Annotated in this window: 25 protein-coding genes; 11 read left to right on the top strand and 14 right to left on the bottom strand. The window is 66.3% G+C overall.

What is annotated here, in order from left to right; genetic code table 11:
* Positions 1-115: 115 nt before the first annotated feature.
* The 3 genes from ACNO8X_RS10770 to nagA all read left to right on the top strand — a co-directional run bounded on the left by ACNO8X_RS10770 (position 116) and on the right by nagA (position 3647).
* Positions 116-1114 carry an SMP-30/gluconolactonase/LRE family protein gene (locus ACNO8X_RS10770; RefSeq protein ID WP_418005273.1) on the top strand — a complete coding sequence of 333 codons (999 nt, stop codon included), beginning with the start codon at positions 116-118 and terminating at the stop codon, positions 1112-1114.
* Between the two features lie 96 nt (positions 1115-1210).
* Positions 1211-2458: a D-alanyl-D-alanine carboxypeptidase family protein gene (locus ACNO8X_RS10765; protein WP_418005272.1), complete on the top strand. Its 1248-nt coding sequence runs from the start codon at positions 1211-1213 to the stop codon at positions 2456-2458.
* A gap of 13 nt (positions 2459-2471) precedes the next feature.
* Positions 2472-3647: an N-acetylglucosamine-6-phosphate deacetylase gene (nagA, locus tag ACNO8X_RS10760; protein ID WP_418005271.1), complete on the top strand. Its 1176-nt coding sequence runs from the start codon at positions 2472-2474 to the stop codon at positions 3645-3647.
* A 322-nt stretch (positions 3648-3969) separates the two neighbouring features.
* Here nagA and ACNO8X_RS10755 read toward each other — a convergent pair whose 3' ends face one another.
* From ACNO8X_RS10755 to ACNO8X_RS10730, 6 genes are read right to left on the bottom strand one after another with little or no spacing between them, the layout of a single operon-like run.
* Complete coding sequence (locus ACNO8X_RS10755) at positions 3970-5535, bottom strand: radical SAM protein (RefSeq protein ID WP_418005270.1); 1566 nt, start codon at positions 5533-5535, stop codon at positions 3970-3972.
* Entirely contained in the window at positions 5532-5981 is a 450-nt protein-coding gene (locus ACNO8X_RS10750; protein ID WP_418005269.1) for a hypothetical protein, read from the bottom strand. Before ACNO8X_RS10750 ends, ACNO8X_RS10755 begins: the two co-directional genes overlap by 4 nt.
* Complete coding sequence (locus tag ACNO8X_RS10745) at positions 5962-6762, bottom strand: prolipoprotein diacylglyceryl transferase (RefSeq protein WP_418005268.1); 801 nt, start codon at positions 6760-6762, stop codon at positions 5962-5964. Before ACNO8X_RS10745 ends, ACNO8X_RS10750 begins: the two co-directional genes overlap by 20 nt.
* Before the next feature lie 25 nt (positions 6763-6787).
* Positions 6788-7894, bottom strand: coding sequence for an NDMA-dependent alcohol dehydrogenase (locus ACNO8X_RS10740; protein ID WP_418005267.1), 1107 nt, complete (start codon positions 7892-7894; stop codon positions 6788-6790).
* Positions 7895-7924: 30 nt separating this feature from the next.
* Complete coding sequence (locus ACNO8X_RS10735; RefSeq protein ID WP_418005266.1) at positions 7925-8866, bottom strand: alpha/beta hydrolase; 942 nt, start codon at positions 8864-8866, stop codon at positions 7925-7927.
* 13 nt (positions 8867-8879) lie between these two features.
* Complete coding sequence (locus ACNO8X_RS10730; RefSeq protein ID WP_418005265.1) at positions 8880-10385, bottom strand: flavin-containing monooxygenase; 1506 nt, start codon at positions 10383-10385, stop codon at positions 8880-8882.
* A 125-nt stretch (positions 10386-10510) separates the two neighbouring features.
* Here ACNO8X_RS10730 and ACNO8X_RS10725 point away from each other — a divergent pair, with 125 nt between their 5' ends.
* A complete protein-coding gene (locus ACNO8X_RS10725) occupies positions 10511-11773 on the top strand; it encodes a PucR family transcriptional regulator (protein WP_418005264.1) in 1263 nt (420 codons plus the stop codon).
* A 66-nt stretch (positions 11774-11839) separates the two neighbouring features.
* On the opposite strand, the gene ACNO8X_RS10720 is transcribed toward ACNO8X_RS10725, so the two are convergent.
* Complete coding sequence (locus ACNO8X_RS10720) at positions 11840-12985, bottom strand: acyl-CoA dehydrogenase family protein (protein ID WP_418005263.1); 1146 nt, start codon at positions 12983-12985, stop codon at positions 11840-11842.
* Positions 12986-13092: 107 nt separating this feature from the next.
* On the opposite strand from ACNO8X_RS10720, the gene ACNO8X_RS10715 reads away from it, so the two are divergent.
* Entirely contained in the window at positions 13093-13803 is a 711-nt protein-coding gene (locus tag ACNO8X_RS10715; RefSeq protein WP_418005262.1) for a TetR/AcrR family transcriptional regulator, read from the top strand.
* 21 nt (positions 13804-13824) lie between these two features.
* Here the strand turns inward: ACNO8X_RS10715 and ACNO8X_RS10710 are convergent, their stop codons facing one another.
* Both ACNO8X_RS10710 and ACNO8X_RS10705 read right to left on the bottom strand, forming a co-directional pair.
* Entirely contained in the window at positions 13825-14952 is a 1128-nt protein-coding gene (locus tag ACNO8X_RS10710; RefSeq protein ID WP_418005261.1) for a sensor histidine kinase, read from the bottom strand.
* Positions 14949-15671 carry a response regulator transcription factor gene (locus ACNO8X_RS10705; RefSeq protein ID WP_418005260.1) on the bottom strand — a complete coding sequence of 241 codons (723 nt, stop codon included), beginning with the start codon at positions 15669-15671 and terminating at the stop codon, positions 14949-14951. Before ACNO8X_RS10705 ends, ACNO8X_RS10710 begins: the two co-directional genes overlap by 4 nt.
* 153 nt (positions 15672-15824) lie before the next feature.
* Here ACNO8X_RS10705 and ACNO8X_RS10700 point away from each other — a divergent pair, with 153 nt between their 5' ends.
* From ACNO8X_RS10700 to ACNO8X_RS10690, 3 genes are read left to right on the top strand one after another with little or no spacing between them, the layout of a single operon-like run.
* The gene (locus tag ACNO8X_RS10700) at positions 15825-16283 is read left to right on the top strand and encodes a DM13 domain-containing protein (RefSeq protein WP_418005259.1); all 459 of its coding nucleotides are present in this window, start codon (positions 15825-15827) and stop codon (positions 16281-16283) included.
* The gene (locus ACNO8X_RS10695; RefSeq protein ID WP_418005258.1) at positions 16283-16780 is read left to right on the top strand and encodes a DoxX family membrane protein; all 498 of its coding nucleotides are present in this window, start codon (positions 16283-16285) and stop codon (positions 16778-16780) included. The genes ACNO8X_RS10700 and ACNO8X_RS10695 overlap by 1 nt, the downstream gene beginning before the upstream one ends.
* Position 16781: 1 nt before the next feature.
* Entirely contained in the window at positions 16782-17030 is a 249-nt protein-coding gene (locus tag ACNO8X_RS10690) for a hypothetical protein (RefSeq protein ID WP_418005257.1), read from the top strand.
* A gap of 12 nt (positions 17031-17042) precedes the next feature.
* Here ACNO8X_RS10690 and ACNO8X_RS10685 read toward each other — a convergent pair whose 3' ends face one another.
* A complete protein-coding gene (locus ACNO8X_RS10685; protein ID WP_418005256.1) occupies positions 17043-18137 on the bottom strand; it encodes an NmrA family NAD(P)-binding protein in 1095 nt (364 codons plus the stop codon).
* A 68-nt stretch (positions 18138-18205) separates the two neighbouring features.
* The gene (locus tag ACNO8X_RS10680; RefSeq protein WP_418005255.1) at positions 18206-18646 is read right to left on the bottom strand and encodes a MarR family winged helix-turn-helix transcriptional regulator; all 441 of its coding nucleotides are present in this window, start codon (positions 18644-18646) and stop codon (positions 18206-18208) included.
* A gap of 138 nt (positions 18647-18784) precedes the next feature.
* Between ACNO8X_RS10680 and ACNO8X_RS10675 the strand changes: the two genes are divergently transcribed.
* On the top strand, positions 18785-20023 hold the full coding sequence (locus ACNO8X_RS10675; RefSeq protein WP_418005254.1) for an oxygenase MpaB family protein: 1239 nt from the start codon (positions 18785-18787) through the stop codon (positions 20021-20023).
* 4 nt (positions 20024-20027) lie between these two features.
* On the opposite strand, the gene yhjD is transcribed toward ACNO8X_RS10675, so the two are convergent.
* The 3 genes from yhjD to ACNO8X_RS10660 all read right to left on the bottom strand — a co-directional run bounded on the left by yhjD (position 20028) and on the right by ACNO8X_RS10660 (position 22947).
* Positions 20028-21050: an inner membrane protein YhjD gene (gene yhjD, locus ACNO8X_RS10670; RefSeq protein ID WP_418005253.1), complete on the bottom strand. Its 1023-nt coding sequence runs from the start codon at positions 21048-21050 to the stop codon at positions 20028-20030.
* A gap of 76 nt (positions 21051-21126) precedes the next feature.
* Positions 21127-22155 carry a tryptophan--tRNA ligase gene (gene trpS / locus ACNO8X_RS10665; protein ID WP_133759829.1) on the bottom strand — a complete coding sequence of 343 codons (1029 nt, stop codon included), beginning with the start codon at positions 22153-22155 and terminating at the stop codon, positions 21127-21129.
* Between the two features lie 75 nt (positions 22156-22230).
* Positions 22231-22947, bottom strand: a complete 717-nt coding sequence (locus ACNO8X_RS10660; RefSeq protein ID WP_418005252.1) for a GntR family transcriptional regulator — start codon at positions 22945-22947, stop codon at positions 22231-22233.
* Positions 22948-23047: 100 nt separating this feature from the next.
* On the opposite strand from ACNO8X_RS10660, the gene ACNO8X_RS10655 reads away from it, so the two are divergent.
* Together ACNO8X_RS10655 and ACNO8X_RS10650 are read left to right on the top strand one after the other, a co-directional pair.
* On the top strand, positions 23048-24448 hold the full coding sequence (locus ACNO8X_RS10655) for a sugar porter family MFS transporter (protein WP_418005251.1): 1401 nt from the start codon (positions 23048-23050) through the stop codon (positions 24446-24448).
* Positions 24445-25356: an N-acetylglucosamine kinase gene (locus ACNO8X_RS10650; protein ID WP_418005250.1), complete on the top strand. Its 912-nt coding sequence runs from the start codon at positions 24445-24447 to the stop codon at positions 25354-25356. Before ACNO8X_RS10655 ends, ACNO8X_RS10650 begins: the two co-directional genes overlap by 4 nt.
* Positions 25357-25367 lie beyond the last annotated feature (11 nt).

Genomic DNA, 25367 nt, shown 5'->3' with positions numbered 1-25367 from the left:
AATACATCCACAGCCCAGGGCATAGCACACTTTGTCGACATTGCCATAACTGCATCAGCCGACCAGTCTCACGGAGCGTCCACCTGGAGCTCACTCGCCGAGTTACCGTTCACCCGTGTCGCACAAGCCGTCCATCAATCCGGTGCGCTGGACCCCGCCGCCGGTCGACGCCCTGCCCGATTTCCCGTCCGCGGAACTCACCATCGTGCCGATGCCGGGCGATGCCCCGGAGGACGTCGTCGTCGGCCCCGACGGCGCGCTGTGGACGGGCCTCGTGGACGGACGAATCGTGCGGGTCTCCCCCGACGGCAGCATCGACGTCGTGGGCGACACCGGAGGCCGACCGCTGGGGCTGCACGTCGCCCGCGACGGACGGCTGCTGGTCTGCGACAGCTATCGCGGGCTGATGGCCCTGGACCCTGGCACCGGCGCTCTCGACGTGCTGGTGCCCGATATCGACGGCCGGCCGCTCCGGTTCTGCTCGAATGTCACCGAAACCTCTGACGGCACAATCTATTTCACAGAGTCGACGAGCTCCTTCCACTACGAGCATTTCCGCGCGGCGATTCTCGAGGCCCGCGGCGACGGCGGCCTGTACAAGCTGGCGACCGACGGCACGGTGAGCACGCTGCGCGACGGCTTGTACTTCGCCAACGGCGTCACCGTCACCGCAGACGGCACGGCGCTGGTGTTCGCCGAGACACAGGGTCGCCGGCTGTCGAAGTACTGGTTGTCGGGACCGCAGGCCGGGACCATCACCCCGCTGGCGGTCAACCTGCCCGGCATGCCCGACAACATCTCGACGGGCGCCGACGGCCGGATCTGGGTCGCGCTCGTCACCCCGATCAACGCCGCCGCGGAGTGGCTCGCCCCGCGGCCGACGATCCTGCGTCAGCTGGTGTGGCGATTGCCAGAGGCGCTGCAACCGCAGATGCCGTTGGAGGTGTGGGCCGTCGCCTTCGACCCGGACACCGGCGCCGCGGTCGCCGGGGTGCGCGCCAAGCACCGCCAGTTCGGACAGGTCACCGGACTGGTCGAACACGACGGGCGGCTGTGGATGAGTTCCATCGGCGTCCCGGCACTGGCCCACTGCGCGCTCCCCGAGCGCGGGTAGCCGCCGGTTATCTAATTCACATTTGTAACTTCAACCCCATTTGTCACAGCGCGCCAACACCGTTTCCAGGGTTCCGTCGCCTAATCTGGCGACACCATGGCGACCACCCGATCTACGGCACAACGCGCTGCAGCCCTGGCAGCAGCGTTTTTCCTGACGACCGCGCCGGCCCTGGCCTATGCCGAACCCGATCCGCCGGCCGCTGATCCGTGCCCGTACCGGGTGAACACCCCGCCCGCGGTCGACCAGTCCGAGGTGCCCAAGGCCGGCGACCCGCCGGCGCCCGTCCCCGTGCCCGCCACGCCACTCGGTGGGGAGCTGCTGGGCGGCTGCGGCATCGTCGCCGCGCCCGACATGCCGCCGCTGCCCGGCGATGTCTCGGCGGACGCCTGGATCCTGGCCGACCTCGACAACGGCGACATCATCGCCGCCAAGGACCCGCACGGCCGGCACCGCCCGGCCAGCATCATCAAGGTGCTGATCGCGACCCAGGCCCTACGCGAACTGCCCATCAACAAGCGCGTCACCGGCACCCCGGAGGACGCTGCCGCCGAGGGCACCCGCGTCGGCGTCGACGACGGTGGCATCTACACCGTCAACGACCTGCTGCACGGCCTGCTCATGCACTCGGGCAACGACGCGGCGCACGCGCTGGCGATGCAGGTCGGCGGCATGGACACCGCGATCGACAAGATCAACGATCTGGCCTCCAAGCTCGGCGGCCGCGATACCCGGGCGGCCACCCCGTCCGGCCTCGACGGTCCGGGCATGAGCACCTCGGCTTACGACATGGGCTTGTTCTACCGCTACGCCTGGCAGAACCCCACGTTCGCCTCGATCGTGGCGACTCAGAAGTACGAGTTCCCGGGACATCCGGCCAAGCCCGGCGAACCCGGTGACCACCCCAGCTACGAGCTGGAGAACGACAACAAGCTGCTCTACAACTACCCGGGAGCACTCGGCGGCAAGACCGGTTACACCGACGATGCCGGGCAGACGTTCGTCGGCGCCGCCGACCGTGGCGGACGCCGTCTGGTCGCGATCCTGCTACACGGCACCCGGGTGCCGATCGCGCCGTGGGAGCAGGCCGCACGTCTGCTGGACTACGGATTCGCCACCCCGCCCGGCACCAAGGTCGGCACCTTGATCGAGCCGGACCCGTCGCTCACCCAGCGCAAGCCCGACGCCAAGCATCCCGCGGCGGCTCAGGCCCTCGACGGCCTGCCACCGATGGACGCGGTGCCGATCCGCGTCGGCGTCGGCGTCGTGGGGGCCGCGGTGGTGCTTTCGCTGATGATGGCCGCCCGTTCGATCAATCGGCGCCCGCAGCACTCCAACAGGTAGAGAATGACCGGCGATGACGCTCATCTCGGCCGGGACCGTTGTTTTCGGAGGCGCAGCGCTCGACGCTGTGTCCCGGCCCGGGTGGCTGGAGATCAGCGGCGACCGAATTCTGGCGTGCGGTAGCGGCACCGCACCGCGCAGCGTCGACGTCGACTTCCCCGAAGGCGTTGTGGTGCCGGGCTTCGTGGACATGCATGTGCACGGCGGCGGCGGGTTTTCCTACAGCACCGACGATCCCGACGAGGTAGCGCGGGCCGCCGAATTTCACCGCGCCCACGGGACCACCACAACCCTGGCCAGCTTGGTCACCGCGGCTCCGGAAGTACTGCTGGCGCAGGTTCAGACCCTGTCCGACGCGGTACGCGCCGGCATCGTGGCCGGGATCCATCTCGAAGGTCCGTGGCTGAGTTCCGCTCGCTGCGGCGCGCACGACATGACGCAATTGCGTGACCCCGACCCCGCCGAGATCGACAGCTTGCTCGCCGCGGCCGACGGGGCCATCCGGATGGTGACGATCGCTCCGGAACTGCCGGGCGCCGATGTCGCGATCGAACGATTCGTCGACGCGGGAGTCATTGTGGCCGTGGGCCATACCGACGCCAGTTATGAAGAGACGAAACGAGCGTTGCAACTGGGCGCCACCGTCGGCACGCATGTGTTCAACGGCATGCGCCCGCTGCACCACCGCGATCCGGGCCCGGCACTGGCGCTGCTGGAGGATGCCCGGGTGACGGTGGAACTCATCGCCGACGGGGTGCATCTGCACCCGGCGCTGGTGCATCAGGTCGCGATCACCGCGGGCTCCGAGCGTGTCGCGCTCATCACTGACGCGATGGCGGCCGCCGGCATGCCCGACGGGTCGTACCAACTGGGCGGTCTCGACGTCGAGGTCAGCGGCTCGGTGGCGCGACTGCTCGAGCGGGCCACCATCGCGGGCAGCACCGCGACTATGGACGCCCTGTTCCGCACGGCGGCAACAGGTTTGGAGTCCGCCTCGGATTCTGCGTATCGGCACGCAGTGGCCATGACGGCGACGACGCCGGCACGCACGCTGGGTTTCAGCGACGTCGGCGTGCTGGCGCCCGGCGCGTCCGCCGATCTCGTGGTGCTGGATTCGCAATTGCGGGTTCGCGCGGTGGCGAAGCGCGGGGTGTGGACGGCTGCGGGCCGCGCCGCTTCTCCACGTTGACCCTGTAATGATGGCGCAGTTGTTCGAGTGACGTGCACCGCCAAGTGAGGATGAACGAATCCCTCCCGAGGTCGCGACCCGCTGCGATGGCGCCGGATCCACGTCGCGAAGTACCTGAGTGCAATCGGGTAGCGACTAGCCGGCGGTCATTGCGCTCAGGGACCGCTGGTGCCCGGAGAAAGTACCTGCGTTCAATCACGGCAGCTGTGCGCGCCTGATGATTGACGCTACGTATTTCTCCGGCCGGGTTTTCTAGGCAGCGGGAGTACGGCGTTGGGTGTGAGCTGAAGTAGCAAACTCCTCCGTCGGGCGCGCCTAGCCCTCAGATCACCGACAGCGGCAATGCCCGTCCCAAGTCGCGACCCGCTGCGATGGACATCCGTTGTCTCCCAAGGGCAGGCCACGCCTGCACCGCGCAGAACGGCGCGCACTGGTCCTGGCTGGAGCGGGTTCCGACGTGCACGCAGCACTGCACCAGACGCTCTTCGATCATGGTCGAGATGTCCATGAACGGCTTGACCGTGATGCGAACCACCCTTTCCCCCAACAGCTTCCGCACGCGGTTCTTTCCGCCGGGCAGCGCCGACGAGGCGAGGGCCAGCAGGGTCGGCATGCCCAGATCGCAGTTCTGGCAGATGGTTCGCCAGACATCGCCGATCCCGGGGTGCGACAGCGACGACTGCTCGGACAACAGGCCAAGTAGCGATTCCCGTACCGCGAGTTGCAGTTCGTGCGGCAGCTCGCTGTCGGCAATTCTGTTGGACACCAACCCGATTCGGTCCTTGAGGACGTCGTGGCCGATCAGCGAGACCAGCGACCGCCATTGCCCGGAGTCGTCGCGCAACACGTAGCCGACCGAGCAGCAGTGCGGGTGCGAGCAGGGCAGCGCGGTGAGGTCACGCCAGGTCACCAGGCCATCGGTCTGCGGGCCGAGCCGGCTCAGCACGCCGGTGTGGGTCAGCCGATCGAGCGCGTCCAGGCTCCCCGAGCGCCCCGAGCCGAACTGCGGCTGGATGGTGATGCCGCCGACATACGGGGTATCGAGCGCCAGCTGGACCATGTCGCCGATCTCGTTGTCGTTGACGCCCAGCGCTGCGGCCATCACCAATGTCGTGAAGATCTGATGTTCCGAAAGCCGCTGCAACACCTGCTTTTTCAGCCTCCGGAGGTCACCTCCGCGATGGTGCCGGTGGGCCGTCTCGGACAGCCCGTCGTACTGCAGATACACCTCGACCCGGTGGCGGTGTGAGCTGATCAGCTCCAGCAGGCTGTCGTCGGTGGCGATCCGAACCCCGTTGGTGTTGATCAGAATTCGCGTGATGGGCCGGCTGGTTAGTTCGTCGAGCAATTCGGCCAGATGGGGATGCAGGGTGGGTTCTCCGCCGGAGAGCATCAGCACATCCAGTCGCCCGTTCTCCCGGGCCAGCCGTAGGTCGATGTTCGCGAGCACCTCGGCCACTGGCACCACATTGCGCAGATCGGGAGACGAATCGGTGAAGCAGGTAGGGCACCGCAGGTTGCAGGCCTCGGCGATGTCTTCGAGCAGAATGCAGGTGTGCTGGGTCTGCATCTCCGGTAACCCGCGCAGATACGCGGAAGGGATCGGATCGAAATTGCCTGCCACATCAGGGGTGTGCGACTTGGTCGGTGCGGTCCACTCCTCCAGGTACGACAGAATCTCGGGGCTCTCGTCGTACAGCGTGCTCACCAGTCCATGCGTCGGGCAGCCTCGCTCCAGCCACACCCGTTCGTCGCGCTCGACCAGCCGGCCGGCCAGGCGCGCGACGTCGGCCAGTGGCCGTTCCGGCACCTCGTGGTGGCAACGCGGGCAGTACGCCGTCACGTAGCGCAGTATCCGGTCGCCGCGCAGCCCCATCCCCGACGTCATGTGTACATCGTGGGGTTCAGGCCGGTGCAGAAGCCGACAGTCAGGATCGAGGTGAGCGCCCAGCCGATCATCAAGCCGAGACCGAGCCCTTTGGGCACAGGGCTGCCCGACTTCCACAGCGCAAACCCAGCACCGAAGGTGACCAGAGCCAGCAGCGCGGCGCCCAACCCCACCGTCATCTTCCCCTGGTCCGAAAGCATCACCGTGACGATCCCGATACCGAAGTTCAACACCGGAAACATGAAAACCCCGCCGATCGCGGCGCCGACCGACACCGAGTTGGGCTTCGGCGGCGGATAGCCGTACTGCGGATACTGCGGCGGGTATTGCGGATACTGCGGCGGATACTGGGGGTATTGCGGGTACTGGGGATACTGCGGATTCTGACCGGGCGGAACGCCATCGCCGGGCTCATCGTCCGGATACTCAATTGGCGGCTGGGACACGGTCGTCCTCCCTGTCTGCAGACGAAATCCGGTAGTAGCCACGGCGATAGCCACGCCACACCCGAAAACCCAAGAGCGCCAGGGACGGCAGCAAGACCCATTGGGGCCGGGTGAGATCCAGCCACACCGTCTCGTTGGCACGCACGAACTCCACGAAGAAACGGAACACCGCGTAGGCCGCCGCGTAGATGACGAACAACTCGCCGGGATGGGTGATACGGGGCCGCAGCCACATGAGCACGGCGAAAGCCGCCAACTGGAACACGATTTCGTACACAAACGACGGGTGCATGGCCAGCCCGGCCAGGCAACCCGGACATTCAGGGGTGCTCACCGGGGCGTGCACGCCCCACGGCAGCGTCGTCGGTCGGCCGGGCGCCTCGGTCAGCAGGCAGCCGATTCTGCCGACCGCCATCCCCAATGCGACCGCCGGGGCGAACAGATCTCCCGTCTTACCCCGATACCCGCCGAGACGTTTGGCGATCAGCACGCCCACGTAGGCGCCGAGCAGCCCACCGATGATGCTCTTGGAGCCGTACTCCCACGCCTGCGCGGCGGTCGGGTTGGCGCTGAAATCGAGGTGGCGCGCCAAGCCTGACAGGCGCATCCCGATCGCCCCGCCGACGAGGGCACCGGTGACGGCCACCAGCGACTGTTCGTTCACCGCGCCGCGGCGGCGCGCCTCGTGGACGAACACGATCACGGCGGCCAGCACGCCCAGCCCCACGAACAAACCGTGTACCGGCACCTGCACCGGTCCGATCTGCCATTGCGGGATCACAATGGCAACCTACCTGCAGGAATGGTCAGTGCACGATGATCCCGCGAATGTTCTTGCCTTCCCGGAGGTCCTGGTAGCCCTGGTTGACCTCTTCGAGGGTGTACTTCGTGGTCACCAGGTCGTCGAGCTGGAGCTGGCCGTCGTTGTAGAGCCGGAGCAGCCGGATGATGTCGTACTGCGGGTTGGCCGAGCCGAACAACGAGCCGCGAATGGTCTTCTCGAACAGGGTCAGCTCCAGGCCCGAGACATGAATCGTCAGCTTCTCGGGATTGGCCATACCGATGACGACGACCGTCCCGCCCTTGCCGATGGCGTGAAACGCGGATGTGACGACGTCCTCGTCGACTGTTCCGACGCAGATGATGGCCTGGTCGGCGCCCTGTCCCCAGGAGAGTTCGTTGATCTTCTCGGCCGCGGCCTCGGCGCTCGCAAAGACATGTGTCGCACCGAATTTCAGCGCCGTATCGCGTTTGAACGCCACCGGGTCCACTGCCACAATGTATTTCGCGCCGGCGTGCGCGGCACCCTGGACGGCGTTGATGCCGATGCCGCCGATGCCGTACACGACGGTGATGTCGCCCGGCCGTACGTTGCCCGCATAGGTGGCACCGCCCCATCCGGTCGGGACGCCGCAGCCCACCAGGACCGCGGTCTCCAGCGGCAGCCAGTCGTCAACCTTGACCACCGAGTGCTGCGAGATGGTGGCCTTCTTGGCGAACGTGCCCAGCATGCACATGGCGCCGAAATCCGTACCGCCCTGGTGGAATCGGAACGAGCCGTCGGGCATGGAGCCCTCGAGAATGGTGGCGCCCATGTCGCAGAGGGCCTGCCGACCGGTCGAGCAGTACCGGCAATGGCCACAGCTCGGAATGAAGCTACACACGACGTGGTCGCCGGGCTTGACCTTGGTGACGCCGGGGCCGACGTCCTCGATGATGCCGGCGCCCTCGTGCCCACCGACGATGGGATAGCGGGGTGGCAGATCACCGTCGGACAGGTGCAGATCCGAATGGCACAGCCCGGCGGCGGTGTAATTGATCAACACTTCACCGGGCCCGGGCCCGTCGAGGTCGAGCTCCATGATCTCGAAGGGCTTGCCCGGTTCCAGGAGTACAGCCGCGGTGGTCTTCATGTCCATGTCTCTTTCGGTGGTGTATTACGTTCAGGCTGAATGGGTTTGGCGCAGATTCCCTTGCTGATGTCCCTGCGCGGGCGCCAGATCACGTTTGAGGAAGGCAAGCTGGTCGGCCAGGACCCGCTGCTGCCAAGGGCCGTCGTAGAAGTCGAGATGGTCTGCCGGGTACTCGCGCAACTGCGCCCAGTAGCCGGCGCGACGCGCCGCCTTGCGGGCAGCGGCCGCCGGAGCGATGCGGTCGCCGGTGCCGGGCTGCACCAGGATCGGGCATGTCAGCTTGCCGGCTTTCCTGATCGGACGGTTGAACGCGACCCCGAGGGCGTGCCTGCCGCGGACCTCGTTACGCCACGTGGGTCCGGCCACGGGAAGCCAGGCCTCTTCGGAACCGGAGGTTGCGATAACTGCCGACGATCCGCCGACCACCGGCACCATGTGGGCCGGCCGCCCGATGGCCGTGCCCACCACGTCCCGGACGGCATTCGCGCTGGCACGCACCAGATAGCCGGCACCGCAGTTGCGCACCAGGTGGGTCAGTGTGGCCACGCCGTCGACTGCCGGATTCATCGAGATGACGGCCGCGATGCGCTGGTCGCCGGCCGCGACGGCGATGACATGGCCGCCGGCGTAGGACGTGCCCCACAACACGATCCGCTCCGGGTCCACCCCGGGCAGGTGCCGCGCCGCGGCGACGGCGGCGTGGTAGTCCTGCCGCTGACGGCGAACCGAAACATCCTGCCGGGGAACACCTTCGGACTCACCGAAACCTCGGTAGTCGAAGACCAGCACGTCCAGCCCCGCCTCGGTGAACGGCTCGGCGAAGCGCAGTAACGCCGTGTCCTTGGTGCCGCTGAAGCCGTGCGCCATCACCACACACGGGCGGCCGGACTCACCCGCCAGCGCATCCGTGGCGGCGGGCAGATGCCAAGCCGCGCAACGCACTCCGTGACTGAAGAAGTAGAGCTGCTTCATGGATGATCGCTCCCTACGAGGCGTACGCGACGGTCTTGACCGACGAGAACCGCAGGCCTGGGTCCTCGATGGGGCCATTGCTCAGGCGCTCGGCATCCATCTCGTAGGCCTGCTTGACCAGCCAAGAGCCGCTGTCGCCGCTGCGGGGGAACTGCTCGATGCCCCGCTGGACATAGCCCGACGCCAGGTCCAGCAGCGGACCGCGTTCCATGTCCGGGTTCTCCGGCACCGGGACGACGATGTCGTGTCCGCCCGCGTCCATGTGGTCCAGCAAGCGGCACAAGTGCTCGCAGACCAGGTCGACCTTGAGTGTCCAGGCCAGGTTGGTGTAGCCCATCGCGAACGCCAAGTTGGGGACGTCGGAGACCATCATCGCCTTGTACACCGAGTGATCGGGCATGTTGAGTACCTGATCGTCAACGCTCAGCGCGATCTTTCCGAAGGCGGACATGTTCAAACCCGTTGCGGTGACGATGATGTCGGCTTCGAGTTCCTGGCCCGACTGCAGCAGGATGCCGCGCTCGGTGAACCGCTCGATCTGGTCGGTGACCACCGACGCCTTGCCGGACCTGACCGCCTTGAACAGGTCACCGTCGGGCACCATGGCCAGGCGCTGCTCCCACGGGTTGTAGCGCGGCGTGAAGTGCGTATCGACGTCGAAGCCCTTGGGCAACTGCCGGGCGACGTTGGCGATCAACAACTTTCGCATCAGCTTGGGGTATTTCGTGCAGAGCTTGTACAGCCCGCGGCCTGTCGCGATGTTCTTGCGCCGCACGATCGGGAAGGCACGCTCATGCCCCAGTACCTTGTTCAGCGCGTTGGTGATCGGGTCGGCCGCCGGCACCGACAGCACGTAACTCGGCGACCGCTGCAGCATGGTGATGTGGCCGGCTTTGTCGGCCATGGACGGGATCAAGGTGACCGCCGTTGCGCCGCTGCCGATCACGACGACCTTCTTGCCGACGTAGTCCAGGTCTTCCGGCCACAGCTGCGGATGGATCACCGGACCCTCGAAGTCGTCCTTGCCGGGGAAGTTGGGGATGAACGGCTTCTCGTAGTCGTAGTACCCGGTGCCGAGGAAGAGGAAGCGACCGGTGAACGTCGTCGTCTCGTCTCCGTGTGTGGTGGTCACGATCCAGCGTCCACTGTCGGAGTCGAAGTTCGCGTTCTGTACGCGGTGGCCGAACCGGATCTGCTCGTCGATCCCGTTCTCGTCGACGGTCTGCTGCAGGTAGTCCAGGATGATGTGGCCGTCGGCGATCGACTTGCGGTGTGTCCACGGCTTGAAGCCGAACCCGAAGGTGGGCATGTCCGAGTCCGAGCGGACGCCAGGATACTTGTGCAGGCTCCAGGTGCCGCCGATGGCATCCCGGCCCTCGATGACCAGGAATGACGTGCCGGGGCGTCGCGTCTTGAGGTGGTAGGCCGCGCCGATACCGGAAATCCCGGCCCCGATGATCAACACGTCGACGTCCCGCGTCTCCGACCGCTGCGCTGAGGTGGCTGAGGTAACTGACACTGTGTGGCTCCTGACGGATGGAAGTGCTCTTTGTGTGATGGCACTCACGCTATGGACGCCGCCGGACACGTGACAGGTGCGACGGCCCAGTACTCGCCTTGCGATATGTGCGAGCGCATACTTCGATGGTGGCCGCCACGACACCATCACCTGAGGTCATCAATCTCATGGGCGATGTCGCCGAACTGATGCTGGGCGAACTCGACGATCTGGTCGCCGAGATGGACGCAGCCGAGGTCGAGCTCTCTCCCGCCGCCGGGTCCGATGCCGCGGTGATGGCCGATACTTCGGCGAGTAACCGCGCCAACGCCCTGCGCGTGTTGACGATGTTCGCCCGCCGTGAAGCCAAGACGGTACCCATCGACATCCCGCCCGAGGCCCTCGATGTCGCCCGCACGGTGGCCCGGCGAGGCATGGACCTGGACGTGATCTTCCAGTCTTACCGGCGGGGGCAGAACGTCGCGTGGAGTCACTACATGCGGCACGCCGCTCAGCTGGTGCCTGCCGGCCCGCTGTTGTTCGAACTGCTGGAGGTGGCGTCGGGCCGCATGTTCGAGTACGTCGACCACGTAGTCGGCAGCGTCATCGCCGCGGCGCAGCGCGAACGCGAAGAGGTGCTCGGTGGCGCCATCGCCCGCCGCGCCGAAACCATCCGGCTCATCCTCGACGGCGCGGCGATCGACGCCACACGGGCCGGCGAACGCCTGGGCTACGACCTACGTCAGCGCCACACCGCGCTGGTGCTGTGGACGCCACCGCACGGTGATGTGCAGGGCGCACTCGAGTCGGCCGCGGCAGTGCTGGCGCGGGCCGCAGGCACCCGCCCGCCGTTGACGCTGTCGGTCGGACCGTCGACGTTGTGGGCGTGGCTGGGCAGCAGCTCCGAGCCGGCTCTCGACGCGTTACCGGAGGCAATCGAGCAGGCGCAGAACCACATTCGCGTCGCCGTAGGCCCAACGCAGCCGGGCATCACCGGCTTCCGCCGCTCCCACGAGGCAGCGTTGTCGATTCAGAGCCTGCTCGCCGGGCACCCCGGCGGCGCGCGGGTTGCTCTCTTCCGCGATCTCGAGGTCACCGCCCTGGCAGCCCAAAACACCAACCGCGCAGCCGAATTCGTCGGCGCGGCGCTGGGCCCCCTCGCCGAGGACACGTCGGCGGCGGCCCGGCTGCGTGACACCTTGCGGGTCTTCCTCGACGAGGCCGAGAACGCGCCGCGCGCCGCGACCCGGCTGCATACGCACCGCAACACCGTCCTGCAGCGGGTGGCACGCGCGAGCGAACTGCTGGGGTACCAGCCGGGCGAACGCCGGTTGGCCATGGAACTGGCGCTGGAACTGGCGCACCAACTCGGACCCCGCGTGCTGACCGCGGGCTCAGCCGGCGCCTGACGGTCACATCGCCGGGAGCCCGGATACCCGGCCCGGCCTGTTGACGGACCAGCAGCGGCCAACGGATCACAGTGTCCGGGCGATGATCTCCTTCATGATCTCGTTGGTACCCGCGTAGATCTTCTGCACCCGGGCGTCGACCCACATGCGCGAAATCGGGTACTCGGTCATGTAGCCGTACCCTCCGAACAGCTGCAGGCACTCGTCAGCCACCGCGACGCCACGGTCGCTGATCCACCACTTGGCCATGGCGACCGTCTGAATATCCAACTCGCCCTTCAGGTGTCGACTGATGCAGCTGTCGACGAACACGCGCGCGATATGCGCCTCGGTGGCCACCTCGGCGAGTTTGAACTTGGTATTCTGGAACGCGAAAATCGGCTTGCCGAATGCCTCCCGCTCCTTGGTGTACGCGACGGTCTGCTCGACCGCCGATTCCATGCCGGCCACACCGGTGACGGCGATGATCAGCCGTTCCTGCGGCAACTGCTGCATCAGCTGAATGAACCCCTGGCCCTCTTCGCTGCCGAGCAGATTGGTGACCGGCACCCGCACGTCTTCGAAGAACAGCTCGGAGGTGTCCTGCCCCTTCTGACCGATCTTGCTCAGCGCCCGGCCGCGGCGGAAACCGGCCCGATCCGCCTCGACCAACACCAACGAAATGCCCGATGCCGCCGCGGAGGTATCGGTCTTGACCACGACGATGATCAGATCGGCCTGCTGGCCGTTGGTGATGAATGTCTTCGCGCCGTTGATCACGTACTCGTCACCGTCCCGCACGGCGCGAGCCTTGACGCTCTGCAGATCCGATCCGGTGCCGGGTTCTGTCATCGCAATGGCGCCGACCACCTCGCCGGAGGCCATCTTCGGCAGCCAGTGCTTCTTCTGCTCCTCGCTGCCGTAGGCCAGCAGGTAGTGGGCAACGATGCCGCTGTGCAAACTGCCACCCCAAGCGGAGTCACCGACGCGGGCTTGCTCTTCCATGAGCACCGCTTCATGGGCGAATGTGCCTCCCCCGCCGCCGTACTCCTCTGGGATCGACATGCACAGCAGACCCAGATCGCCGGCGATGTTCCACAGTTCGCGATCGACCTGGTGTTGTTCGGCGAACCGTTCAGCATTGGGCTGCAGTTCTTTCTCGCAGAAGTTGCGAGCGAGATCGCGCAGCGCGTCGAGGTCGTCATCGAGCCAGCTGGACCGGTAGTTGGACATTGTTCTCCCGAGAAAAGTCTATGGGTACATGCTGTACCCAGTGTTTGGGTACAGCATGTACCCAAACACTGACCATGACAAGGCCCGGCGACCGATACGCTGCTCGCGTGGCATCTGCGGACGGCAAAACGGACAGTTTGCACGCCCGGCGCACCGCGCGTCGGGGCGACAGTGGTGAGCAACGTCGACGCGAGATCATCACGGCTGCCATCGAAGCCATCGAGGAATGCGGTCCGACAGCCAGTACCGGGGATTTCGCCGCGCGCGCCGGTCTCAATCGCACCCACATCTATCGGCACTTCGCCAGCAAAGAGGAACTCGATCGCGAGATAACCCTCGCCTTGTACCGGGAACACAAGGCGCGAATCCGGGCTGGAATCCGCGAGCACGCCACGCCGCTCGAAGCGATCCGTGGACCGATCGTGCACCACGTCTCCTGGGCCCACGAGCACCCGAATCTGTTCCGATTCCTCGTCGCCCGGCGGTATGCCCGCACCATCAGTCCGGCCGGCGGCGATCAGAGTGGTTTCGCCTTCGAGATCGCCGCAGCCGGCCAGAATTACGTGCCCGCGTTCTACGAGCAGCGTGACGCCGCAGACGGTTTCATCGTGTCAGTGCACGGTCTGATCGACGCATCCATCCAATGGTGGCTTGATCACCCGCACGAGACACGGGATGAACTCATTGACCGACTCGTGACTCAGACCTGGTTGTTGTTACGGCAACGGCTCGATGAGGCCGGCGTCGAACTCGACCCGGCCATCTCGGCCGAGCCGGATCGGCGGGCGCGCAATCCGAAGTCGTCCATGTCTCGATAGGACCCAGCCGGCGCCTGACGATCAGGCCGTCGGCAGCGTCACGTCCAGCCGAAATCCCCCGGGCACGTGGGCCGCGGAAACCTGCCCGCCGTGCGCTTCGACGATGCCCCGCACGATGGCCAAACCGATCCCAGCGCCCGCGCCGCCGTCCTCCGGGGTGCGAGCCGCAGAACCGCGCCAGCCCATGTCGAACATCCGGCCGAGGTCGTGCGACTGCACGCCAGGGCCTTGATCGAGCACCGTGAGTACGATCCGGTCGCCGTCGAGGCGGTGCGCCGAGACCTGTATCTCGGAATTCTCCGGTGCGTGTCGAATGCTGTTGACCAATAGGTTCGCCACCACGCGGGAAAGCTCGCCGGGGTCGGCGTACAGCACCTGGTCGGTCATTTCCGCGTGCGTGATGGTGATGCCACGGGTGGCCGCGAGCGCCCGCATGTCGGAGACGACATCGGACACGAGGTCCAGGAGCACCACCGGTTCCTTGCTGAGCTTGAGCATGCCGCTCTGAATCTTGGACAACTCGAACAGCCCGTCGACCATGCCGTTGACCGCGTCCACCTGATCGCGGATCTGACGGATGTAATCAGCCGGCTCGTCGACCACGCCTTCCTCGAGCGCTTCGGCCATCGCCCGCATCCCGGCCAGCGGCGTCCGCAGATCATGCGAAACCCAGGCCACCAGCTGGCGACGTGACGCGTCGAGCTGCTCGACTTCGGCGCGTGCCGCGGCCAGCTGCGCGGATGACTGCGCCAGTTGACTGGACAGTTCGGCGAATTCCCTGGAGCCATCGACGTCAGCCGTGACGACTTCGCCGCTTCCCATTCGTTGCGCGGCATGCTGCAGTCGGGCCAGGGACCGGCGCAACCGGCGCAGCATGAACCCGGCGGCGAGGGCCGCCATCAGCGCGGAGATGGCCACCACGGACAGCAGCACCTGCAGATCATGCGGTGACAGGTACATCTCGACCGAGATCGCCACGGTGGACGCGACGATGGCGACGATCGTCGCGCCGATCAACACCGACACCTGCGTACCGACGGATCCCCGCCGGTTCAGCTGCATGGCAAGGACGGCCACACCCGTCGCCACCGCCGTGCAGATCAGGGCGGTCACCGCGATGACGACGAGATCCGCGGCGCCGACGATCATGACGACCTCCCCGACGGCGTGAAACGGTATCCCGTGCCCCACTCGGTGCGAAGATAGACGGGATCACGCGGATCGGCTTCGATCTTCTCGCGCAACCGCCGGATGTGCACGGTCACCGTCGACGCATCACCGGCACTCCAGCCCCACACGTCGCGCAGCATCTCGTCGCGGGAAATCACCCGGTCGGGGTTCTTGAGCAGAAAGAGCAAGAGTTCGTATTCGCGCCCGGTCAATTCGACATCGGCACCACCGCAGGTGATCCGGCGCATGGTCGGGTCGATGCGGAATCGGCCGACGACGAACGGCGCGAGCGGCGACTGCTGAGAGACCTTGTGCCGCAACAGTTTTGCAATACGTAGTTGCAGTTCGCGCAACGCGAATGGCTTCGCCAGATAGTCGTCGGCGCCGAGTTCGAGGCCATCGATTCGGTGCCCGCTCGCTCCGAGGGCGGTGAGCATGATCACCGGAACATCCGAGCGACTACGAATCTCGCGCAGCAGGTCGTCACCGGACAAGCCGGGCAGCATGCGATCGAGGACGAGCACGTCGGGCGTGGAACGTTGCACCGCTTCCCGCGCGGTCTCCCCGTCGGCGTATTCGTCTATCCGAAAACCTTTGGCGCGCAGGTACGCCGCCACCGCGGTACGCACCCGCCGGTCGTCTTCGACCAGCATGACGTGCGCTCCGCCGCCGTCGTCGGAAGTCACGGGCGCATCCATATCGCACCTCTCATGGTGTCGAGCCTAGACAGCCAATGGAGCGGTAGTTCGGTTCTTACGGTTCTGAAATGTTTGTCGAGCACGGCCCGCGCGCTCCCTAGCTTCATCTGCGACGGGGTGATCGGCACCCCAGCACAGTCGAAGGAGATCCACATGGTCATCAAGCCGATCGCGGCCGCAGCAGCTGCGGCGTTCGCTCTGACACTCACCGCGTGCGGTGCGAATGAGATGAAGTCGGCTGGTCCTTCCAGCCCCGCCAGTTCCGCAATGACCTCCGCGATGCCCTCCGCGATGAGCACCGCGAGCTCCGCCGCGCGCGTGGGCCACTTCACCGGCCTGAATGGCAAGCACGTCGGCGGCACGGCGACGGTCACCGGCTCGAATCTCGAGTTCGCCGACTTCTCCTCGGATGAGGGCCCGGACCTGCACGTGTATCTGACGAAGGGGTCCGCGGAGTCCGACGTCGCGGCAGGCAAGCAGGTCTCCGCCATCAAGTTCGACCAGGCGACGCAGTCGTTCTCGCTGTCCGGCATCGACACGATGGGCTACACCACCGTCGTGATCCACTGCGACAAGGCGAAGGCAGTCTTCGGCGCTGCCTCACTCATGTGATGTCTGATCTGATGACCACCCGCGCATTTACCACGCGCAACCGCGCCGACCTGGCCGCGTCGATACTCTTCGGCGCGGTCCGGGTCGGGCTGGGACTGCTGTGGCTCCACGAGGGCTACGTCAAGTTGCGCGCCCACTTCGGGCGCGCGGACATCCTGCTCGTCGTCGACGGGGCGTCGGCAAATTCGCGTGTGCCGGAATACTTTCGGTTCATCGCCGAGCACCTGCTCCGGCCGACTGCGGACCTGGCCGGTGTCATGACGCCGCTGACCGAGGTCGCGCTGGGCCTGGTCTTGGTACTGGGTGTGTGCACGACGCTGTCCGCCGTCGTATCGGCGGGATTGCTCGCGGTCTACTGGAGTTCCGATCAGCTCATCGCCCAGTATCCGATCATGGCGCTGTTGAGCGTGGGCGTGCTTGTCGGACAGGGATATTCCAACCGCTGGTCGATCATGACGCTGGTGCGCCGGCGATCGACCGCCGAGGAAAAGGGCTGACATGAAAGCGGTACTCGTCGGATCAGGGCTGGCTGCGGTGGCTGCCGTCGTGATGTTTCAAGCGCCGCCGGCATCAGCGTCGCCGTCGGCCGAAGGGGTGATCAACGACCTGCGCGCCGAGGGCTATCTGGTCCAGGTCAACCAGACACCCACGGCCCCGCTGACGGCCTGTTCGGTCGGCGGTGTCCGCAAGCTGGAAGGTGGTACACCGTCGGCCCTCGTCGACATCGTGTGCCCTGACGGCTGCTGAGGGCAGGGCTGATCAGAGCTTTCCGGTACGCAAGTCTTGACTGCTCTTCAGCACGGCCGCGTCCAGACTCCAGTTCTCGGGTTGCACCCGCTCCCAGAGGCTGCCCTTCCCTGCCTCCCTGCCCAGTTCGTCCTCACTCCGGAACCACTGTTCGGCGGTGCGAATCCGGTTCGGGTGGATTTCGTCCAACAGGGCGTAATCCCGCTTGACGATTCCGTCTTTCCACAGATTCCAAAATCCGGTGAAATTTTGGCGAAATGTCATGGTGCTCGGATCATTCGGGTCTGCGTTGTATCCGGCGGGGCTGTCGGCGACGCCGCCGAGCGGCCCCCGCCAGTAGGTGTCCACGTCGGTGTCGACGTATCGGGCAGGACGCCCGGTAACCGTTTCGAACGCCCGGGCAAGTTCGTGATACGACATGTGGTCGATGGCCACCTCGAGGTCCATGCCGCAGGACCGCTCGGTGTTGTCGAAGAGCCACCGGACGTAGTAGCCGCAATCTTCAAGTGAGACATGGGGCACCGCACCGTCGCCGAGCGGCACCCGCCAGGTGACCACACCGTCCTCCACACTGGGCGCCATGGGGGTCAAGGGCGAGATCGCCATCTCGATGTAGGGGCCCGAAGTGAAGATCGCCGCGCCCATCCGATCCGCATTGCTCTGATTCTGGAGCAGGACCCATTCGGCGATGCGCCCCTTGCCGTCGTAGTGGCCGACGCGGTAACTGGAGTTGTAGCCGGCCTTCTTGAGCCCGTAGTCGAGGTTTCCGTAGACGAAGAATTTGATGCCTTCTTCTACGGCGATCTCGTAGGCCCGGATCGCCCAGTACATCTCGGTCTTCTCACCGGTATTGAATCCGTCGATATTGATGAACGCACCATCACATCCGCGAAACCCTTCTCGCAGAACGGTTTCGTCGGTGAAGGTGCCTTCGAGCGCCGAGACGTTGCCGAGTTGGAGCAACGAGTTTGCCCGCGCACTCGTGGCGTCACGAGTGAGAAATCGAACGGAGTACTTCCCGTCGGCCACGAGGGCGCGGGCAACGGGGAGGCCCTGGGCCCCCGTCGCTCCGATCATGAAGATCTTCGAAGTGGCATGTGATGACATTGCAGCTCCTTCTATTGGTGTATATACAACATTTGGGGACATCGACGACGGCCGGCCCGAACCAGCCGCTAGCCGCCGGGTGACAGACCGACGCTGGTAGCGAGGGCCCGGACCGCCTTGACGCCGCCGACCCCCAGGAGGTCGGCGGCCTCGCTTTGCGCCCGTCGCCATTCCGGCATCACGGCCTCGATCTTCTTGCGGCCCGATGAGGTCAGCGCAACCTCACGCACCCCCTTGGCATTCGCGGATACCGCCTCCACCCAGCCGTGCTTCATCAACAGACCCAGGTTGCGACTGACGGTCGACCGTTCCAGCTGCAGCACCTCGCCGATTCGCGCCGGCGAGCAGGGGCCCGCCTTCCCCAGTGCCGCCATGAGATTGACTTGCGCGATGCTGACGCCATGGCCTTCAAGGGCATGGTCGTACAGGCTCGTCACCGCCCGGCCGAGCAGCCGGACGCGGACCGCCAAACAGTTGCCGGCGATCTCGTCGACTGAGGCACTGACCATGCCACCATTGTTGCATATACACCATTACTGAGCAATGAGCCGCTCGGCGAGCACGGTGATCACGAACTTGACGGGCGTCAACAGGATGCCTACGTTGCACTGAACCGCACCACCCCGGCAGCTCTCGACAGGAGGACCGTGCCTGCACCATCAGCATTCCGGTGGCCGGAGGCACGCGAGGCGGGCCCGCACGCCCGGATTCGCAACGCGCTCAAGCGATTCACCCGTTTCGACCTGTTCCCCGGCGACGAGATCGTCGACGGTTACGCCCGTCTGCTCACCACCGGCGACCCGGTTGCCGAGCGGTTCGTCGACGAGACCTTCCTGGGCGATCTCGGGCCCGAACAATCCCGGGCGCTGTTGAACAAGGCGCTCGATCTCGGCGTCGATCAGGTGCCGGAAGCGCCGGATTCCATGCGGCAACTCTTCGCCGAATTCGAAGTGATCCCCGACTGGGTCAACCCGGAACTGATCGAGCAGGGCGCCGCGGTCTGGCGCCGCTGGGGCTACACGTTGGGCGCCATCGGCAATGCGGGCACCCTCGACACCTATACCGAGGGCTCGTTGGCCGTGCCGCTGTCACTCTCAGGTGGCTACGCCGGCGCTTCAGCACTGAACCGCTATCTGGAGACCACCCGCTGGTGGATCGAGGTGTGCCGGCCCGGCGCGGCGCTCACCCCTGGATCACTGGGCCGACGCATCTCGATGCAGGTCCGGGTGATGCACGTCAGCGTCCGGCTCCGGGTAGCGGAAAACGCCGAATGGGACAGCGCCCGTTGGGGACTGCCGATCAGCCAGGCCGAAATGATGCTGACCCTGCTCGGCGGCAGTGTCGGCCCCGCGCTGGGTCTGTACTCGCTGGGCTACCTCACTTCGCCGCAGGAAATCCGCGCGGCCATGCATTTCAACCGCTACCTCGGCCACCTGGTCGGGGTGCAGTCCGAGGTGTTCCCCAAGACCGTCGCCGACGGGGTGCGGATGCTGTATCTGTTCGACGCCACCCGGTCGCATGACTCCGGCGCGGCCGGCACTGAACTGGTGGAGTCGTTCGTCCCGTCCTTCGCGCCGCGCCAGGACCAGACCGGGCTGCAGCGGTGGCGCGCCAAACTGCATCTGCACATCCAGTCCGGCTACACCCGACTGTTCATGCTGCCCTGGAACCGCAAGCAATTCCGACTGCCGTCGCCCTGGCTGGGGTTGACGCTGCTACTGGCCCGCGCGCCGTTCATCACCGTGCTGGAGATCGCCCGTCGGGTCAGCCCGGCAGTCGATGCGGCCTGGCAACGACGCTCTGTGAACGCCTGGGAGCGCTGGCAACGCTGGGCCTCAGAACACAAGCCCGAGCAGTTCATCGCCACGAATCCGCTGCGGCGCTGAGCACCTACCGGCGTCGGGTCAACCGCGAAAGACCAAGCCCACCAAGCAGACCCACGGCCGCACCAACCGCGACGCTGCCGGCGTCGACGCCTTCGCGCTCGCGGTAACGGGTGACGATCGTGGTCGGCCCCGGCGGCGCCACGGGGACCAGCGCCATCGTCTCCGGCGCCGTCGCCGCCCACGCCGTCGAGAACAGGATCAGCCGTGCCGTGATGTAGGCGAACACCATCAGACCCAGGACGGGGCCGAAGGTCGCGCCCGCCGGCCCGTGCATGACGGTCCGCAGGTAGATCGACGCGACCTGTTTGAAGAGCTCGAAGCCCACGGCGGCGATCAGGGCGGCACGGGCCGAGCTGCGGAAGTTGACCTTCTCGCGGGGCAGCCGGGCGATGATCCAGGTGAACATCAACCAGGCCACGAGAAACGACACCGCCAACGACGCCACCCGCAGCAGCACGCCGAGGCCTGGCACATGCCCGACGCCGAACCAGTGCAGGACCGTCGTCATCAACCCGGTGTCGCCGAGGGCGGTCAGCGCGATGGTGAGGACGATCGCCACGAACGCCGAGACCAATGCCAGCAGGTCCGACAGCTTGGTGCCCACCCAACCGTCAGGTTCGCTCTGCTGCTCCCACATCTCGGTAAGCGCCTTACGCAGATTGGCCATCCAGCCCAGACCGGCCCAGGCCGCCGTCGCCAGACCGATGACACCGACCGAGGTGCGCGATTTCACCGCGGAATCCATCAACCCGACCAGCTGATTTCCGAAGTCACCGGCGACCGCCGAGCGGATGTGCACCTCCAGCTCGGCCAGCAGGTCGGGGCGTGAGGCCAGCACGAAGCCACCCGCCGCAAAACCGACCATGAGCAGCGGGAACAGCGCGAACACCGTGAAGTACGTGATGCCGGCGGCATAGAAGTCGCCGTTGCACTCCTGGTAGCGGTCCTGGGCCCGCATGATCCGATCCAGCCACGGGTGCCGCTGGCGCAGTCGGTCGAGCAGGCCCGGCTGATCCGAGTCGGTCATTTCTGGCAAACCCCCTTGTTTGCCGGAAAGCCTAGTGCGCGACGCCGCCAGTGTCCTGGCGCGGCCGTCCGCGACGTCAGCGCAGCCGCGGCAGGAAGCCCAGGCGGTCGTTGACGCGCTGCAGCGTCTTGAACGCCACCTGCTCGGCGCGCTCGGCGCCGGCGGCCAGCACCGACTCCAGTTCGGCGGGGTCGGCCAGCAGCTCGTCGACCCGGTTCTTGATCGGGGTGACGTACTCGACGACGGCTTCCGCGGTTTCCTTCTTCAGGTCGCCGTAGCCGCGCCCTTCGTACCCGGCCACCAGCGCGTCGATGGCGGTGCCGGTGACCGCCGACTGGATGGTCAGCAGGTTGGAGATACCCGGCTTGGCCTCGGTGTCGAATCGGATCTCGCGCTCACTGTCGGTCACGGCCGAGCGAATCTTCTTGGCGCTCTTGGCCGGATCGTCGAGCAGGTTGATCAGCCCGGCGTCGGTGGCCGCCGATTTGCTCATCTTCGCGGTCGGGTCCTGCAGGTCGTAGATCTTGGCGGTGGCCTTGGGGATCATGGCCTCGGGCACCACGAAGGTGTCGGGGAAGCGCGCGTTGAACCGCTGGGCGAGGTCGCGGGCCAGTTCCAGGTGCTGACGCTGGTCCTCACCGACGGGCACCAGGTCGGTGTCGTAGAGCAGGATGTCGGCGGCCATGAGCACCGGATAGGTGAACAGGCCGATCGTGGTGGCGTCGGCGCCCTGCTTCTGCGACTTGTCCTTGAACTGCGTCATGCGCGACGCCTGACCGAAGCCGGTGAAGCAGCCCAGCAACCAGGCCAGCTGGGTGTGTTCGGCGACGTGGCTCTGCACGAACACCGTGCTGCGGGCGGGGTCGATGCCGAGCGCCAGGTACTGCGCCGCGGTCACCAGCGTCCGACGCCGAAGAGTCTCGGGGTCCTGAGGGACGGTGATGGCATGCAGGTCGACGACACAGAAGAACGCGTCGTAGCCGTCCTGCAGGTGGGCCCAGTTCTGCACCGCGCCCAGGGCATTACCCAGGTGAAGCGAGTCGGAGGTGGGCTGTGCCCCGGAAAAGACGACGCGCTTGTCCGCGCCTGCACCGCTGTTGCTCATGATGGCTTCGATTTTCGCACTGTTGTCATCCGGTTTTGTCCGGGGCTGGCCATGGGGCAAGCGGAGCCGGGGCGATCAGGCCCGCGCGACGAAGCGGAACCGGTCACCCCGGTACACCGAACGGGTCCATTCCACGACCTGCCCCGACTTGTCACGACTGGTCCGGTGGACCAGTAACAAGGGTTGCCCGGTCGCGATCTGCAGCAGCTCGGCCTGATCCGGCGTCGCCATCGCGGTCTCGACGGTGTCCTCCACCGAGTGCACCCCGCGGCCGTAACAGTCCCGCAGCGCCGCGTAGAGCGAGCCAGTCTCGGCCAGCCGCGTCTCCAGCCGCGGTAGCGCACCGGGTAGGTGGGCTGCCTCGATCGCCAGCGGTTCGCCGTCGACCAGACGCAACCGGGTCAAGAGCCGGATCCGCTCCCCCGCCGCGATCTCCAGATGTTCGGCGACGGCCTTGTCCGCTCGGACCTGCTCGAGCCCCAGAATCTGCGAAGAAGCCTGCATCCCTTCGGCTTTCAGATCATCGGTGAGTGACGACAGCTGCCGCACGTGGACGACCTTGGGTGGTGCGACGTAGTTCCCGCTGCCCTGTGTGCGGCGCAGTACCCCCTCGCCGGCCAGCTCGGCGAGCGCCTTGCGCAGTGTGGTGCGGGAGGTGCCGAGTTGTTCGGCGAGCTGACGCTCGGGTGGCAGCGACATCCCTCGGTCGAGTTCGGCGATCAGATCCGCGAGAGCCAACTTGACCTGGAAGTACCGCGGCGCAGCGGGGGTAGGAGCAGCTGCTTCAGACATCGGTTCAATTCACCTCTTGACGGCCTTATTGGTATATGCCAATCTAGCACCTACCAAATTGGTATAGACCAATTTCCACTCCAGCGATAGGACTCCGCGCGTGGGCACTACCGAGACTCGAAAAACGTCGAAGCTGGGCCAACTCGTGGGGGTCGCCGCAGCGAGCGTCGGCGTCATCTACGGATACGACCTGTCCAACATCGCCGGCGCCATGCTCTTCATCCCCAAGGAATTCGATCTCGACACCGCGGGCGTCCAGTGGATCACCACCATGGTGGTGATCGGCGAGATCGCCGGGGCCATCATCGGTGGCTGGCTGGCCAACAAGATCGGCCGCAAGAAGTCCATGGTGCTGGTCGCCACCACCTACGCCGCCTTCGCGTTGATGTGTGCGTTGTCGGTATCGGTGCCGATGCTGATGACGGCCCGCCTGCTACTCGGCCTGACGATCGGCATCTCGGTCGTCGTGGTGCCGGTGTTCGTCGCCGAATCAGCGCCCGCGAGCATTCGCGGATCACTGCTGGTGGCCTATCAAGTGGCCACGGTCATCGGCATCATCATCGGCTACCTCGCCGCCTACTCGCTGGCCGACTCCGGGAGCTGGCGCTGGATGCTCGGTCTGGCTTCGGTGCCGGCCCTGATGGTGGCCGTGGTCCTGATACGCATGCCGGACACCGCCCGGTGGTACATGCTCAAGGGCCGAGTCGACGAAGCGCGTCGCACGCTGGCGATGGTCGAGCCCGACGCCGACATCGACGCCGAAATCGACGAGATCGGCCGGGCGCTGCACGAAGAACGCGGTGGCACGTTCCGCGAGATGCTGCGACCGCCGTACCTGCGGGCCACGGTGTTCGTCGTCGTCCTCGGCTTCTTCATCCAGATCACCGGCATCAACGCCATCGTCTACTACAGCCCGAAGCTGTTCGAGGCCATGGGTTTCCACGGCAACTTCGCGCTGCTGGTCCTACCCGCCCTCGTGCAGGTGGCCGCTCTGATCGCCGTGTTCGTCTCACTGGTCCTGGTCGACCGGGTCGGCCGACGACCGATCCTGCTCGGTGGCATCGGCATGATGATCGCCGCCAACGCGCTGCTCATCGGGGTGTTCCTGGCCGGATCGAACTTCGGTGGGGCGCTGACCGCGCTCGGCTTCATCGGCGTGCTGCTGTTCACCGTCGGCTTCACCTTCGGGTTCGGCGCCCTGGTCTGGGTGTATGCCGGGGAGAGCTTCCCGTCGCAGCTGCGGTCGATGGGGTCCAGCGCGATGCTGACCTCCGACCTGGTAGGCAACGCCATCGTCGCCGGCTTCTTCCTGACCATGCTCCAAACTCTCGGCGGCTCCGGCACATTCATGGTGTTCGGTGTGCTCGCCCTGCTCGCCTTCGTCTTCGTGTACCGCTTCGCCCCGGAGACCAAGGGCCGTCAGCTCGAGGAGATCCGGCACTTCTGGGAGAACGGCGGCACCTGGCCGTCCGAGCAGGCTGACGCGGTGTCCGAGCGATGACCGTCGGCGCCGTAATTGGACTCGACATCGGCGGTTCCAAGACCCAGGCGGTCCGGGTGGAGAACGGCCACGTCGTCGCCGAGGCCCTGGCCGGCAGCGCCAACATCTCGTCGGTCGGTGCCGAAGAGGCGGGCCGCCAGCTGGATGTCATCCTGGACCGGTTGGGCACCAAGGGAATCCAGGCAGTGTGCGCGGGAGCGGCGGGGGTCGAGACGCCGGCCGGCGAAGCCCGGTTGCGCGACCTGCTGGCGCAGCGGCTGCGCTGCGCCCGCATCCGGGTGGTGCACGACAGCCAACTCATCCTCGCCGCGGCCGGCGTCCGCGACGGTATCGCCGTCATCTCCGGCACCGGATCTGTCGCCTTCGGCCGCCGAGGTGAGCAACAGAGCCGCGCCGGCGGCTGGGGCTACCTGCTCGGCGACGAAGGCAGCGGCTATTGGGTGGCGCGGGAAGCGGTGCGGCGCACCATGGCTCGGATCGATCGCGGCGCACCGGCCGACCGGCTGGGCCAGCAGTTGGCGGCCGACTGCGGGTTGCAGTTCCCGGGCCAGCTGCTGGACCACTTCTACGACCAACCCGACCGGCGCTACTGGGCCGGTCGGGCTCGCGTGGTCTTCGAACTGGCCGGCGGCGGTGACGCGGTGAGCCGTCAGATCATCAACGCAGCCGGAGCCGCCTTGGCCGAATTGGCCCTTGCCGTCGGCACCCGGCTGGATTTCACCGGGCCGGTGGTGCTCGCCGGCGGCTTGGCGGTCCACCAACCGGCCCTGCAGAAAGTGGTGCGGCAGCGCCTCACCGAGCAGCAGTTCACCGATGTGCGGGTCCTGGCCGTCGACCCGGTGCGCGGCGCCGTCGAACTCGCCCAACGACTACTACTGGATTGTGACCCCGACAAGGAGAAGAAGTGAGCCCCGATCAA

The organism is Mycobacterium sp. PDNC021 (assembly GCF_048282635.1).
Taxonomy (GTDB): Bacteria; Actinomycetota; Actinomycetes; order Mycobacteriales; family Mycobacteriaceae; genus Mycobacterium; species Mycobacterium llatzerense.
This window is presented reverse-complemented; position numbering and strand designations above follow the sequence as displayed.